The organism is Pandoraea commovens, from assembly GCF_902459615.1.
Lineage (GTDB): Bacteria > Pseudomonadota > Gammaproteobacteria > Burkholderiales > Burkholderiaceae > Pandoraea > Pandoraea commovens.
Genome location: NZ_CABPSA010000008.1, coordinates 206,178 through 219,867 on the forward strand (window position 1 = coordinate 206,178; position 13,690 = coordinate 219,867).

The following is a 13,690-nucleotide window of genomic DNA, read 5'->3' on the forward strand; positions in this document are numbered from 1 at the left end:
GTCGCTTACGTTGGCAATCGTTTCGCACGCCGTGGCAAATGCAATAAATCGAAAGCACTACGTACCGGTGTCGGGTGGCTCTGGCCACATGTATGAACTTGGTTCCGTACACCGATGCGCTGAAGAATATCAACGAGTTAACGGTATTTCAATGAATGCATCGAAAATATTGAAAAACGAGACTTCTCGAATTTCAAGATATTTTTTTGTTGTTTTTTATCGTCTAAGATCGAAGATTTTGTCTGAAACGGATCCTGTTTTTCGCGCCTTTTTTATTGATGTTTTTGGCTTTTTGTTTTTTTGAGAATCGTTGTCAGGAATTCTAATCGACGCTTCTGAAGCGCGCAATCATTAATTAAAAGGTTACTGATTTCGCGTGCCGCGCATTACCCGCGATTCGCCTTGATGGCTTCGCGAATAAGATGGGCTAGCGCTTTCTCGTCAATGTCGACGCCTTCACGGAAATCGATGGCGCGGCGGGTATTGCCTTCGAGGCTGGCGTTGAATAGACCCGTGGGGTCGGGGAGCGAAGCGCCTTTAGGGAAGGTCAGTTTGACGGCCGCCTTATAGGTTTCCCCGGTGCATAGGATCCCGTCACAGGACCAGACGGGCACGCGCCACTTCCATTCCTCGACGATATCGGGGGCTGCGCGCGTCACGATGGCGCGCAGGCGGGCGAGCATATCGCCACGCCAGTCTGCGAGCTCAGTGATACGGGCGTCGATAAGTGCTGAGGCTTCGTCGGGTGAGGGAAAGGCCTTCTTCATGTCGAGCGTCTCCAATAGGGAAAGAAACCGCGCGTAGAAAAAGGCCTCATTCTAACGAGATCAGAACGCTGCCGAGTAGATCGCGAAGGCGTCGGCTTCGGAGACTTCGCGGGGGTTGTTGACGAGAAGGCGCGTCTGAAGCATTGCGTCGCTGGCCATACGTGCGATGTCATCCTGCTTGACGCCCACTTCGCGCAGCGTGCGCGGAATGGCGGTGTCGACGATCATCGACTCGATGTGCCGGATCAGCGCATCGGTTTTCGCTTCATCGCTGCCGGTTGCCTTGACGGGAAGGATCACGTCTGCAAGTTCTGCGTAAAGCTTGCTGGCTGCGGTTGCATTGAAGCGCATGACGTGCGAGAGCACCAGCGCGTTCGACAGACCGTGGGCGACGTGAAAGATGCCACCGATCGGGTAGGCGAGCGCGTGGACGGCGGCTACCGGCGAATTGGCGAACGACTGCCCGGCGAACATCGCGCCGACCAGCATGGCTTCGCGTGCTTCGCGGTTTGCGCCATCGTTGCAGGCGGGCAGGAGATTGCGCGAGAGCAATTCCAGGGCCTTCACGGCGAGCATGTCCGAGATCGGATTTTTCAGGTGTGCCGACGTATAGGCTTCGATCGCATGCACCATCGCGTCGATACCCGTGGCGGCGGTCGCCGCGCGCGGCAGGCCGAGCGTGAGTTCTGCGTCGAGGATCGCGAGATCGGCAAAGAGTTGCGGTGCGACGACACCCATCTTCGTTGTCTCGCCGGTCGTCACGATCGACACGGCCGTGACTTCCGAACCGGTGCCTGCGGTCGTCGGCATTTGGACCAGCGGCAGGCGCGTGCCCGTCACCTTCTTCACACCGTACATGTCCTTGAGCGATTGCTTGCCCGGCAGCAGCACTGCGAGCAGCTTGGCCACGTCCATCGACGAACCACCGCCCAGCCCCAGCACGATTTCGGCGTCTGCCGCGCGAGCACGCTCGGCGGCTTCGAGCACCACGTGTTCGGGCGGATCGGCGATCACGTCGTCGATGACCGACACTTGCCAGTCGTGCTTCGTCAGATCGGCCAGCGCCGGGGCGAGCAGACCGCTCTTATGCAAAAAGCCGTCCGTGACCACGCACAGGCGTTTGGCCGACGGAAACTGCTCGCGCAGGAGAGCGCCCAGGCGGCGCGCTGCGCCGAATTCCACGACGACGGTGGGGACCGTCTGGAAACGAAATGCGTTCATGATCGCTTTCCTATTTTCCTATGAAGACTTGATAAGACTTACGCGACCATCTGGCCGCGATCGATCCGGTAGACGTTGTCGAGCACCGCACCGGCGTGCTGCAAATCCGCACCCGAGAGAATGACGGCGAGGCCTTCGCCGCGCATCTGGCCGATCACTTCGGCAATGCGCTTCGACAGGGCCGGGGCCACGCCTTCGAACGGTTCGTCGAGCATCAGCAGTCGCGAACTCGTCATCAGCGCGCGGCCGACGGCCACCAGTTTCTGCTGGCCACCCGACAATTGCAAGGCGCGGCGCGGGGCCCACTCGCGGGCCTCCGGAATGATGCGATACACCTTGTCCAGACGTGCCTGTACATCCTTCGCCTTGAGTGCCCACGCAGGCACGCAAAGGTTTTCTTCCACCGTCATGTCAGGGATCAGACGACGATCTTCCGGCGCATAGCCGATACCCAGCGAAGTACGTTCGTGCGACGGCGCTTTGACCAGATCCACACCATCGAACGTCAACGTGCCGCCGTTGGCCTTCACGAGGCCCATGATGGCGCGCAACGTCGTCGTCTTGCCCGCGCCGTTGCGTCCGATCAGCCCGACGATGGCGCCCTTGGGCACCGAGAACTGCACGCCCCGAAGAATGTCCGTCGCGCCGAAGCGCACATTCAGATTTCCGACTTCAAGCATGGGCTACCTCGCCAGCCATATTTCCCGACGCTGGCGTTGCTGCCACCGTCTCGCCAATGATCAACTCGCGCACCTGCGGGTCGGCCAGCACCACGTCGGGTGTCCCGTCCGCCAGAATGCGGCCGTCGCAGAACGCCAGCACGCGGTCGCTGTAGCGGCGCACGATTTCCATATCGTGTTCCACGAACAGCACCGTGATGCCCAGTGCACGCGCGGCATCCAGCACGCGATTCATCACGTCGAATTTCTCTTCCGCTGCAACGCCTGAAGTCGGTTCGTCGAGGAGAAGAACTTCCGGTTTGCAGACCATTGCGAGCGCGATATCGAGTAGTTTGCGCACGCCTTCAGGCAAGGTGCCTGAGATCATGTCGGCAAACTCCAGCACGCCCAGACGCGCCAGACTCTCGTTCGCCAGCTCCGCCGACAAACCCGAAATCGCCAGCGCAATCTCGATGTTCTCGCGCGCCGTCTGCGAGCCGAACAATTGCGGAATCTGGAACGAACGCGCAATGCCCAGACGCGTGATCTTGCGCGGTGCGAGGCCCGTGATGCGCTTGCCACGGAACATGATCTCGCCGCGATCCGGCTTGATGTAGCCCGTGAGCATGTTCACGAACGTCGTCTTGCCTGCGCCGTTCGTGCCGATCAGACCGACCACGCTCTGTGCGTCGATGTTGACGGTGATGTCCTTCGCGGGCGTCACGCTCCCGAAGGTCTTGTGCAGGCCCGTAGCCTCAATGATGTGTGTCGATGCCATCTCGTGCCTCTTATGCTGCGTCGGCCGAAGCGTTGACTTTCGCGGTCGCCGTCTGCGTGACGGGATGTGCAACTGCCGCCTTGCGACGCCCCAGACCCAGACTCGTGAGACCGCCCGGCAGGAAGGCGATGATCGCGAGCATGATCGCGCCCATCACGATTTGCCACGTGTTCGGTGCGTAGCGATACGCCATCGCCCGCGCCACTTCGAGCAGCAACGCGCCGATGAACGGCGAGAAGGCGAAGCGGGTGCCCGAGAGCACGGCGATGAAGACGAATTCGCCCGAGGTCGTCCAGAACGCCATGTCCGGATCGATGTGGCCGATGTTGAACGCTTGCAACGCACCCCCGAGACCGGCGAGCGCGCCTGCGATCACGTACGTCAGGTGAATGTTGCGACGGGCGGAAGTGCCCAGATACTCCACGCGGATCTCGTTGTCCTTGATCGCGGGACCGAGGCGTCCCTGCGTGGAGCGCATGTACACCGCCACGGCCATCACGCAAACGATGGCAGCGATGAAGCCCACCGCGAACAGGTTCGTGCCCGTGAGTTGCCACGGCTCGGCACTGCTGCCGAGGGTGGGTGCGTTCACGTTGAAGCCGTCGCTGCCGCCGAGTTCGACGTTATTGAGCAGCAGGCCGTAGCAGATCATCGACAACGCCAGCGTGAGCATCGCGAAGAAGATGTCGCGATAGCGTGCCAGCAAAAAGCCGAGCACGAAGGCCAGCACGGCCGACACGACCATCGACACGGCGAGCAGCGCGAACAGCTCCGTCAGACCGTAGTAGTTCATGCCGAGGCCCACGCAATACGCGCCGACCGCGAAGAACAACGCCTGACCGAACGACGCGAGCCCCGTGCGCAGCAACAGCGCCAGACCCAGTGCGACGATGCCCTTCGATAACGCCACCGACACCAGAAATTGCCATTGGGGCAGGGCGAGACCTGCTGCGCCGATGACGACGAAACCGACCACCGCGAGCCACGTGCCGGGCGCGCGCAGTTGGGAACAGATTGCGGAACTCATATCTTGCGAGCCTCCAGCGGAGCGAAGATGCCTTTCGGACGCACAGCCAGCACCAGCGCCATGACGATGTAGATGGAGAACAGCTCGCCTTGCGGCCAGTAATGCACGGCACTCGCGCGCACCAGACCCACGAGCAACGCACCGAACGCCGCGCCGGGCAGCGAACCCAGCCCGCCGATCACGACGACGGCGAACGTAAGCACCACGATCTCCACGCCCATGCCGGGCGCGACCGACACGGTCGGTGCGGTGAGTGCGCCACCGATGGCGGCGAGCACCGCGCCTGCCATGAACGTCACCACGAAATAACGGCTCACGCGAATGCCCATCGCCTGACTGACTTCACGGTCGTGAATCACCGCGCGCAGCAAGCGGCCGCTGCGGGTGAACTTCAGGAACGCTGTGAGGCCGATGCCCGCGACGAGCGCCACACCCACGATCAGGAAGTTGTAGTTCGGGTACGAGAGATCGCCGAGGTCGAAGTTACCGAGGAAGCTGTACGGTTCCGAGACCGAGTACGGATCGACGCCCCAGACGAGTTTGATAGCGTCTTCCATGATGAGGAAGAGCGCATAAGTGACGAGCAGAAGCACCACGGGGTCCTGCCCGTAGAAGCGCTTCAGAATGCCGCGCTCCATGATGAAGCCGATGGCTCCGCCCGCGACGATGGCCGCCAGCACGAGCAACAGATAGCTCACGTAGAGATTGCCGCCCTGGGCAACCCACGGGCCGATCAACGTCACGCCAGCATACGCGCCCAGCGCGTACAGGCTGCCGTGCGCCATGTTCAAGATTTTGAGCACGCCGTAGACGAGGGTCAGTCCCAGAGCAACCAGGAACAGCCACGCGGCGTACATCACCCCGTCCACCAGGACGGCGTAGATCTGCGACATCTCGCATTCTCCTTGGAACGCAAGGCCGGACGCAGTCAGCGCCACGACACCGGCCTTGCGGGTACCGCTTTATTGCGAGGGGGACGAAGACTTGCCCGTCCTCCCGAACTTGATGCTTAAGTGTTACGCGACAGGATCTGCCGGGGGATGGCTTAGTGCTTCAGGCCGCCCTTGATCCAGTCGGCCGACTTCACGCCTTCCGGCGGCGTGACTTCGGCGATCGCGTACTGCTTCACGTCGGTCACGGTGACCTTGCCGTTCACGTTCTTCACGATGCCGAACGCGGTGCCTTGCGCGGCCTGGTGGCCCTTGCCCAGCGTCAGGCCGATCTTGCCAGCCGGTGCTTCGAAGGCGAGGTGTTCGAACGACGCGATGACCTGCTCGGGCGTGGGCTGCTTGCCGCCGTTCGCGGCTTGTGCCTTCTCGTAAGCGGCCTTGAGCGCGAGGATGCTCTGGTTCATCTTGTACGACGGGTAGCTCGGCGTGTCGTTGAACTTGGCGCTGTAGGCGGTGCGCAGCCAGCGGTTCAGGGCGTTGTCCGGCGCGAACATGCCGTACATGCCGCGAGCGCCGATGATCACGCCGTCCGGCAGACGCGTCTTGCCGTGCGTGGCCGTTTCACCGGCGGTGAGCACCGTGAGCGACTTCTTGAACAGGTCGCGCGGACCGGCCTGCACGACGAGACCTTCGAGGTCGCCGCCCCAGAAGCTCGAATGCAGCACGTCCGGGTGGGCGGCGAGCAGGCTGGAAATGCCAGCGTTGTACTGACCTGCGCCCAGTTGCGGCATTTGCGAGCTGACCGACTTGGCGTTCGGCTTGAGCGACTTGAGCGTGCCTTCGAAGTCGGCCCAGGCGTCCTGACCCCAGGCGTAGTTCTGGTTGATACCGGCGTACGTTTGCAGATCCGGCTTGCGTTCTGCGACGTAGCGGGCAGCGCCCACGTTGTCCATCGTGGCGGTGGCCACCGGGCGGAAGACGTACTTGAAGCTCGCGTCTTCGAACACGCGCGGCGTGCCGCAATCGAAGAACAGCGTGACCTTCTTCATTTCTTCGGCCACCGGTGCAATCGCCAGGCAGTTGCCCGACGAGGTGTAGCCGACGACGTAATCGACGCCTTGGTTCAACAGGTTGCGGTACTCGCTGACCTGCTTGCTCGTGCTGCCCGCTTCGTCGATGTAGACGAGTTCGATCGGTGCGCCGCCGAAGCCCTTCGTGGCATACGGGGCAGGCACCTTGCCAGCGTTAAGCTCGGCAGCGGTGACTTCGGCGGCGTTCTTGGCCGGCACGCCGAAGGGACCGGCGGCAGCGCCCGACATGAACGTCACGATGCCGATCTTGATCGGCTTGGCATCGGCGTGTGCCGTGGTGGCAACCGAGGCGATCGCGGCGCCGGCCGCAAGTGCGAGAGCGAGCGGCTTCATGCCGCGCTGGATAACGCGCTTCATACTGGTTTCCTTTGGTGGTGTTACGACGTGTATGTCGACGGGTGTCGATGAGTGTCGATGTATGTCGATTTATGAACGTGCGGAGTCTGATGCCCCGGTGCGGTGCCCGGGCCTGCCAGGGGTTTGCCGATGGCTTGCCCGGCAGGCCGCCTACCTCACACTTGCAGGCACAGGTACTTCATTTCGAGGTATTCCTCGATGCCGTAGCGCGAGCCTTCGCGGCCCACGCCCGATTGCTTGATGCCGCCGAACGGCGCGACTTCGTTGGAGATCAGGCCGGTGTTCAGGCCGACCATGCCGTATTCGAGCGCTTCGGACGTGCGCCAGGCACGGGCGATGTCGCGCGTATACAGATAGGCGGCGAGGCCGAATTCGGTGTCGTTCGCGAGAGCGATGGCGTCGGCATCGCGCGTGAAGCGGAAGAGCGGGGCGACCGGGCCGAAGATTTCTTCGCGGGCCATGCGCATTTGCGACGTGGCGTCGGCGATCACCGTCGGTGCGTAGTAGGTGCCACCCAGTGCGTGGGCTTCGCCGCCCACGAGCACGCGCCCGCCACGCGACTTCGCGTCTTCGACCAGCGTGACGACCTTGTCGACAGCCTTGCCTTCGATCAGCGGACCGATGACCACACCGTCTTCCAGACCGTTGCCGACCTTCATTTCCGCGACGCGCTTGGCGAACTTTTCCGCGAACGTGTCGTAGACACCGTCCTGAATGTAGAAGCGGTTCGCGCAGACGCACGTCTGACCGCCATTGCGGTACTTCGCGGCGAGCGCGCCTTCGACTGCAGCGTCGATGTCGGCATCGTCGAACACGATGAACGGCGCGTTGCCGCCCAGCTCCAGCGACAGGCGCTTGACCGTGGGGGCGCACTGCGCCATGAGCAGACGGCCCACACCGGTCGAGCCGGTGAACGACAGCTTGCGCACGCTCGGGTGCGACGTCAGCACGCCGCCCACAGCGCGGGCGTCGCCCGTGACGACCTGGAACACGCCGCCGGGAATGCCCGCGCGATGTGCCAGCTCGGCCAGTGCGAAGGCAGACAGCGGGGTGAGTTCGGACGGCTTGACCACGATGGCGCAGCCCGCCGCCAGTGCCGGTGCGACCTTGCGCGTGATCATCGCGGCCGGGAAGTTCCACGGCGTGATGGCGGCACACACACCGACCGGTTGCTTGATGGTGACCAGACGCTTGTCGGCGGCGGGCGTGGCGAGCACGTCGCCGTCTACACGCTTGGCCTCTTCCGCGAACCATTCAATGAAGCTGGCCGCGTAGGCGATCTCACCGCGAGCTTCGGCCAGCGGTTTGCCTTGTTCGCGCGTCATCAGGTACGCGAGGTCGTCGGTGTTCGCGATCATCAGATCGAACCAGCGGCGCAGCACATTGGCGCGCTCCTTGCCAGTGCGGGCGGCCCACGACTTCTGGGCGGCCTCGGCAGCGCTCACGGCGCGCATGGTTTCCTCTGCACCGAGCTCCGGCACTTTGGCCAGCACTTCGCCGGTCGCCGGGTCGAGCACGTCGAACGTCTTGCCGCTGTCGGCCGAGATCCATTGACCGTCGACCCACGCAAGGGTCTTGAAAAGATTGGTGTCTTTGAGTTGCATGGCAGTAGGCCGGGAGGACCGGCGTTTCCTATGGGCAGTGTCTCGGGTTGTTGCTTGCCGTTCTATCTATTGAACGGTATTCTATGTATTGAATGTGATTCTACGTATTGAACGTTTTAGGTGCAACTAAGGGGTTTTCCCTAGGCCGGAATGAGAATGACTTGCCCGTACCATGCTGGCGGCGAGTTGCTCGTCACCCGATCCATCCCGACAAAATCGACGCCGTTTCCTGAGATTCCCGAGATCCCCGATTCATGCCAAAGCGCAAACTCGATCTGCCTGCCAACGCTTCTGCGGCGAATGCCGCCGCCCAATCCGACGAGCCGCTCAAGACCACAGCGCCTGCCGTGGTGCGGGCTGTGCATGTCCTCGATGTGATTGCGGCGTCGTCTGAACCGGTGGCGCTGGCCGATCTTGCGCGCGAGACGGGCGTGCCGAAGAGCACGCTGCACGGGCTTTGCGACACGCTGGTCAAGCTGCGTCTCGTGAAGCGTCATGCCAATGGCGGCATGACGATGGGGTCGTATGTGATGGGATGGGCGAACGCGTTCCTTTCGCAGACCAACATTACCGAGGAGTTCCGGGCGGTCTGGGAGGCATCGCGCGCGTTCTCGGAGGAAACCGTCACGCTCTCCATACTCGATGGCGCGGAAGTGATCTATCTCGCGTGCCACAACGGTAACCGTCCGCTGGGCGTGACGTTCCGCATCGGCATGCGTTTGCCCGCGCCCTATACGGCGACCGGCAAAGCCATGCTCTCGACATTGCCGCCGGGCGAGGCGGGCGATCTGCTCGCGGGTGCATGGCCTGCACCGCTCACGCGTGCGAGCGTCGGGACCTATCCCGCATTGGCCGAGGAGATGGCGCAGGTGCGTCGTGACGGTTATTCGATCGACAACGGGCAGATGCGCGAAGGCATGATCTGCTTCGGCGCGCCGGTGTTCGACGCGAGCGGCGAGCGTGCAGTCGCCGGGTTGGCGGTGAGTTTCCTCACGAATGAGATCGATGCGCAGACCGGACAACGCATCGGTCGCCAGATGCGTGAACTGGCCGATCAGTTGTCTGTGCGACTTGGGGCACCCGCCGGGGCACTGTCGCGACGCTGAACGCGCATCGTCGACGAAGAAAAAACGCGCACGGAATATTCGTGCGTCGTTGAGTCGAACTCACGCGGTTTGCGGGAACTGTTTGCCGTCTGTTGGCGCACCCTGCACTGTCGACAGCCTCGAATCTTCCTATAATTGCCCCTGCCGTCGGTGGGGCCATGAGCATTCGGCTCAGCCTGGCGGGGCGACTCGGCCCATCGACCTCTCGCGCCTTGCTGCGCGGGGCTTTCCGGTCGGTGGCGTCCACGGCGGCGCACCGTCAGCGCCGCGTCATTTTCCTGTCAGTTTCGCGCTCGCGAAGTGACAGCGTCCTGCATTCGTTCGATTGTTATCTTTAGCGGAACAGTCATGTCCACGAATGCGGGCTATTCCCTAGGGGTTATCACTGGCATTATCTGGCCTTGACTGATGTCCAGACAGCCAGAGGAAGCGTAGGGAAGCGCGATCCCGGCGGTGCCATGGGGCGGACATCCAATAGGGAAGCACTACGCCATGTCCAATATCGCAATCGTCTATTACTCGCAGGGCGGCGCAACCGCCATGATTGCCCATTCGGTCGCCCAGGGTGTGAATGACGCGGGCGCACACGCCCAACTGTTCAGCATCGAGCCGCATCAGCTTATCGGCAATCAATGGCACGACGAAGTCATGCTGTCGCGTCTGGCTGCGGCCGACGCCATCATCTTCGGTGCACCGGCATTTCAGGGCGGCGTTGCCGCCGCATTCAAGGCTTTCGCCGACGCGACCACAGGCATGTGGCGCGCGCGCAGCTGGCGCAACAAGGTCGCGGGCGGATTCTCGTTCAGCTGCCGCTCCGGCGAGGACAAACGCAACACGCTCGATTACTTTGCCGCGCTGGCCGCACAGCACGGCATGGTGTGGGCCGACGCGCAAGCTGACGACGCCGACTTCGAGATGCGCGGCTCGGCAGGATCGATGGTCACGCGCTTCGCTGGCGATTTCCCGGCGGTCACGGCGCCGGGCGTAGAAGTCGACGCGGCCTACGCGCTCGATCCGGCCGATGTCATCGCTGGCAAGCAGTACGGTCGTAACGTGGCGTCGCTCGTCGCGCGTCTTGCGGGAGAAGTGCTGGAGTCACCGGCAGTCCTGGCTCGTCGTGCACTGGAAGCGGCAGAGCGTCGGCTGTAAAGTCGTGCGGAGGTGAAGCGTCGGTGAGTCCGGCGCGAAGCGAAGCGTTGCGCGGCAAAGGTCGTCGTAAAAGCAGCCGCAGAGAAGGTCGCGACAAATTCAGTCGCAAAGCAAACGGCACGTTGAGTGGATGCACTCACGTGCCGTTTGTCGTTTGGCGCGATGTCGGCGAGATGCCGTGCGTCAGTTGCTCGGGGCGTCGCTCGCCGGTTCGGCGTGAATTTGCAGGACGGCGTCGCGTTTGGCAAGCAAGTGCTTGCGCAGAATCTCACCGAGCCGTTTGCCGTCGCGTTGCTCCAGTGCGTCGATCATCTGCTCATGCTCGTGGATGGCGCGATCCCACTTGTCCGAATGGAAGTTCGAGCGAAAGCGCAGCGCCATCAGCCGACGGTTGATGGCCACATAAGTCTGTCGCAATGCCCCGTTGCGCGCCGCTTCGTTGATGCGATCGTGAATCGCCTGATTCCGCGCGTAGTAGCCCGGCAGGTCTTGCTGCGCCCGGCACGCGAGCATGGCGTAATGCAACGCCTTGATCTCGGCGAGTTCGACGGCTGTCATACGCTCGGCCGCCAATTCCCCCGAGAATGCTTCGAGCGCGCTCATGAGCTCGAACATCTCGCGGATTTCCTTCTCCGTCATGCGCGCGACGCTCGCGCCGCGATTCGGTGCGATCTCGATAAGCCCTTCGGCCGCCAGCACCTTGAATGCTTCGCGCAACGGCGTGCGCGAGATGCCCAACGTCTCGCACAACTCGCGTTCGTTGAGCTTGACCCCGGGGGAGAGCACCCCCTCGATGATGAGGCGGCGCAGGTGCTCGACGACGGTGTCGTGCAATCGAAGGCGCTCGACTCGCGGGATTTCGGGGGCGGCAATCGTCGACGTGTTATCCATTTTTTGCATTCAAAATCATAAAATCGGCATCAGGCGTCATAGGCGCGATTGTAACGCACGGTATCAGGCACCCGTATCTAGGGTCTGTCCCCCCCTAAATCCGGACTCGTGAACGTGTTCTACCGACTGGCTGGCAAGGCGCCCGCAGCGCCGCTTGGTCGCTCCAAGCAAGCTGCGGGCAACGCCGCCAGACGGCCGGTAGGGGACGTTCCCTTCGGGTTGCCTACCCAAAGGGGCGATCGCCGCGTCATGACCCTCGCGAATATTCCCGATATTCGCTTCGGCTCATTCCTTGCGTTCGCCCCGTTCGCCCCTTTGGCCAGGCAACACGAGTCCGGATTTAGGGGGGGACAGACCCTTCGGGTAAACGACTGTATTAAAAGCGCTTCTCACCCCTTGCGAAAGTCATCCGCTCTGCTAAAGTATTTTGAATGCAAAATTCAAAACAGAATTTTTCAAGAGGAGATAGACGTTCATGTTGAAGCTCGATTTCCATCCCTCGGGTCGCCATTTCCTGCAGATCCCTGGTCCGAGCCCGGTGCCCGATCGCATTCTGCGCGCCATGAGCTATCCGACGATCGACCATCGCGGCCCGGAATTCGGGGCGCTCGGTCGCAAGGTGCTCGCCGACATCAAGAAGATTTTCAAGACCGAGCAACCGGTCGTGATCTATCCGGCTTCGGGCACCGGCGCGTGGGAAGCCGCGCTGACGAACACGCTCTCGCCGGGCGATCACGTGCTGATGTTCGAGACCGGACACTTCTCCACGCTGTGGAAGAAGATGGCCGAAAATCTCGGCCTGAAGCCGGAGTTCATTGGCCTGCCGGGCACCGAAGGCTGGCGTCGTGGCGTGCAGCCGGACATGATCGAAGCGCGTCTGCGCGAAGACACCGGCCACGCCATCAAGGCCGTGTGTGTTGTGCATAACGAAACGTCCACCGGCGTGACCTCCGATATCGCGGCTGTGCGTCGCGCCATCGATGCGGCCAAACACCCGGCGCTGCTGCTCGTCGATACGATCTCGGGCCTCGGCTCGGCCGACTACCGCCATGACGAGTGGGGTGTCGACGTCACCGTCTCGGGCTCGCAAAAGGGTCTGATGCTGCCGCCGGGTATCAGCTTCAATGCCGTCTCGCCCAAGGCGCTGGAAGCCGGTAAGCAGGCCAAGCTGCCGCGCGCCTTCTGGGGCTGGCAGGAAATCATCGAAGCGAACAAGAACGGCTACTGGCCGTACACGCCGAACACGAACCTGCTGTACGGCCTGTCCGAAGCGCTCGATATGATTCTGGAAGAAGGGCTGGATAACGTGTTCGCGCGTCACCAGCGACTGGCCGAGGCGACGCGTCGCGCTGTGAACGCCTGGGGGCTGGAGATCCAGTGTCAGGACCCGGCGGTGTACAGCCCGGTGCTCACCGGTGTGGTCATGCCGCAAGGCGTGGACGCCGACGAAGTCCGCAAGCGCATTTACGAACGCTTCGACATGTCGCTCGGTCAGGCGCTCGGCAAGATTCGCGGCACGATGTTCCGTATCGGCCATCTGGGCGACTGCAACGATCTGACGCTGATGGCAACGCTCTCGGGCTGCGAAATGGGCCTTCAAATTTCCGGCGTCAAGCTGGCGGGTTCGGGTGTCGTCGCTGCGATGGACTATCTGGCGAAGGCAAAAGACACGCCGTCGCTCAAGGTCGCCGCGTAACCTGCCGTTGTAGGGTCTGTTTCCCCTAAATCCGGGCTCGCGTTGCCCGGCCAAAGGGGCGAGCGCAAGGAATGAGCCGAAGCGAATATCGGGAATATTCGCGAGGATCATGACGCAGCGATCGCCCCTTTGGGTGGGCAACCCGGAGGGAACGTGCCCTACCGGCCGTCTGGCCGCGTTGCCCGCAGCTTGCTTGGAATGACCAAGCGGCGCTGCGGGCGCCTTGCCAGCCAGCCGGTAGAACACGTTCGCGAGCCCGGATTTAGGGGAAACAGACCCTAAGTCCTAACCAGGAGACGAGGGGTGCCGGTGATTTGGATGGAGGATCACCGGCGCTTCTGAAGTAAAACGCTTTAATTGTCATTCAAGCGTCACAGAGCCTCACAACAGAAGCGCTCGTGACGCAGCAACACCTTTGCGCTGCCAGCATGCTGCGGGCGCGCTTCACAGGATG

Annotated in this window: 12 protein-coding genes; 3 read left to right on the top strand and 9 right to left on the bottom strand. The window is 62.3% G+C overall.

The genetic code is table 11. The annotated features are described in order from the left end of the window. Positions 1 to 386 precede the first annotated feature (386 nt). The 8 genes from PCO31010_RS21235 to PCO31010_RS21270 form a co-directional block, all read right to left on the bottom strand. Positions 387 to 767 carry a DUF1801 domain-containing protein gene (locus PCO31010_RS21235; protein ID WP_150666022.1) on the bottom strand — a complete coding sequence of 127 codons (381 nt, stop codon included), beginning with the start codon at positions 765 to 767 and terminating at the stop codon, positions 387 to 389. Between the two features lie 60 nt (positions 768 to 827). After that, positions 828 to 1,988, bottom strand: coding sequence for an iron-containing alcohol dehydrogenase (locus PCO31010_RS21240; protein ID WP_150666023.1), 1,161 nt, complete (start codon positions 1,986 to 1,988; stop codon positions 828 to 830). Positions 1,989 to 2,026: 38 nt separating this feature from the next. Beyond that, on the bottom strand, positions 2,027 to 2,668 hold the full coding sequence (locus PCO31010_RS21245; RefSeq protein WP_150666024.1) for a branched-chain amino acid ABC transporter ATP-binding protein: 642 nt from the start codon (positions 2,666 to 2,668) through the stop codon (positions 2,027 to 2,029). Beyond that, positions 2,661 to 3,425 carry an ABC transporter ATP-binding protein gene (locus tag PCO31010_RS21250; RefSeq protein WP_150666025.1) on the bottom strand — a complete coding sequence of 255 codons (765 nt, stop codon included), beginning with the start codon at positions 3,423 to 3,425 and terminating at the stop codon, positions 2,661 to 2,663. Before PCO31010_RS21250 ends, PCO31010_RS21245 begins: the two co-directional genes overlap by 8 nt. Positions 3,426 to 3,435: 10 nt before the next feature. Further along, positions 3,436 to 4,452, bottom strand: a complete 1,017-nt coding sequence (locus tag PCO31010_RS21255) for a branched-chain amino acid ABC transporter permease (RefSeq protein WP_150666026.1) — start codon at positions 4,450 to 4,452, stop codon at positions 3,436 to 3,438. After that, positions 4,449 to 5,345 (bottom strand): branched-chain amino acid ABC transporter permease, encoded by an 897-nt coding sequence (locus PCO31010_RS21260; RefSeq protein WP_039396822.1) that lies wholly within the window; start codon positions 5,343 to 5,345, stop codon positions 4,449 to 4,451. The genes PCO31010_RS21255 and PCO31010_RS21260 overlap by 4 nt, the downstream gene beginning before the upstream one ends. A 152-nt stretch (positions 5,346 to 5,497) precedes the next feature. Next, complete coding sequence (locus tag PCO31010_RS21265) at positions 5,498 to 6,790, bottom strand: ABC transporter substrate-binding protein (RefSeq protein WP_246184712.1); 1,293 nt, start codon at positions 6,788 to 6,790, stop codon at positions 5,498 to 5,500. A 155-nt stretch (positions 6,791 to 6,945) separates the two neighbouring features. Beyond that, on the bottom strand, positions 6,946 to 8,394 hold the full coding sequence (locus PCO31010_RS21270; RefSeq protein ID WP_150666027.1) for an NAD-dependent succinate-semialdehyde dehydrogenase: 1,449 nt from the start codon (positions 8,392 to 8,394) through the stop codon (positions 6,946 to 6,948). Between the two features lie 254 nt (positions 8,395 to 8,648). Between PCO31010_RS21270 and PCO31010_RS21275 the strand changes: the two genes are divergently transcribed. Together PCO31010_RS21275 and PCO31010_RS21280 are read left to right on the top strand one after the other, a co-directional pair. Beyond that, a complete protein-coding gene (locus PCO31010_RS21275; RefSeq protein WP_150666028.1) occupies positions 8,649 to 9,500 on the top strand; it encodes an IclR family transcriptional regulator in 852 nt (283 codons plus the stop codon). A 492-nt stretch (positions 9,501 to 9,992) separates the two neighbouring features. Then, positions 9,993 to 10,649, top strand: a complete 657-nt coding sequence (locus PCO31010_RS21280) for a flavodoxin family protein (RefSeq protein WP_150666029.1) — start codon at positions 9,993 to 9,995, stop codon at positions 10,647 to 10,649. Between the two features lie 183 nt (positions 10,650 to 10,832). Here PCO31010_RS21280 and PCO31010_RS21285 read toward each other — a convergent pair whose 3' ends face one another. Continuing rightward, a complete protein-coding gene (locus PCO31010_RS21285; RefSeq protein WP_039396830.1) occupies positions 10,833 to 11,549 on the bottom strand; it encodes a GntR family transcriptional regulator in 717 nt (238 codons plus the stop codon). A 466-nt stretch (positions 11,550 to 12,015) separates the two neighbouring features. Here PCO31010_RS21285 and PCO31010_RS21290 point away from each other — a divergent pair, with 466 nt between their 5' ends. Then, positions 12,016 to 13,236, top strand: a complete 1,221-nt coding sequence (locus PCO31010_RS21290) for a pyridoxal-phosphate-dependent aminotransferase family protein (protein WP_150666030.1) — start codon at positions 12,016 to 12,018, stop codon at positions 13,234 to 13,236. Positions 13,237 to 13,690: the final 454 nt, after the last annotated feature.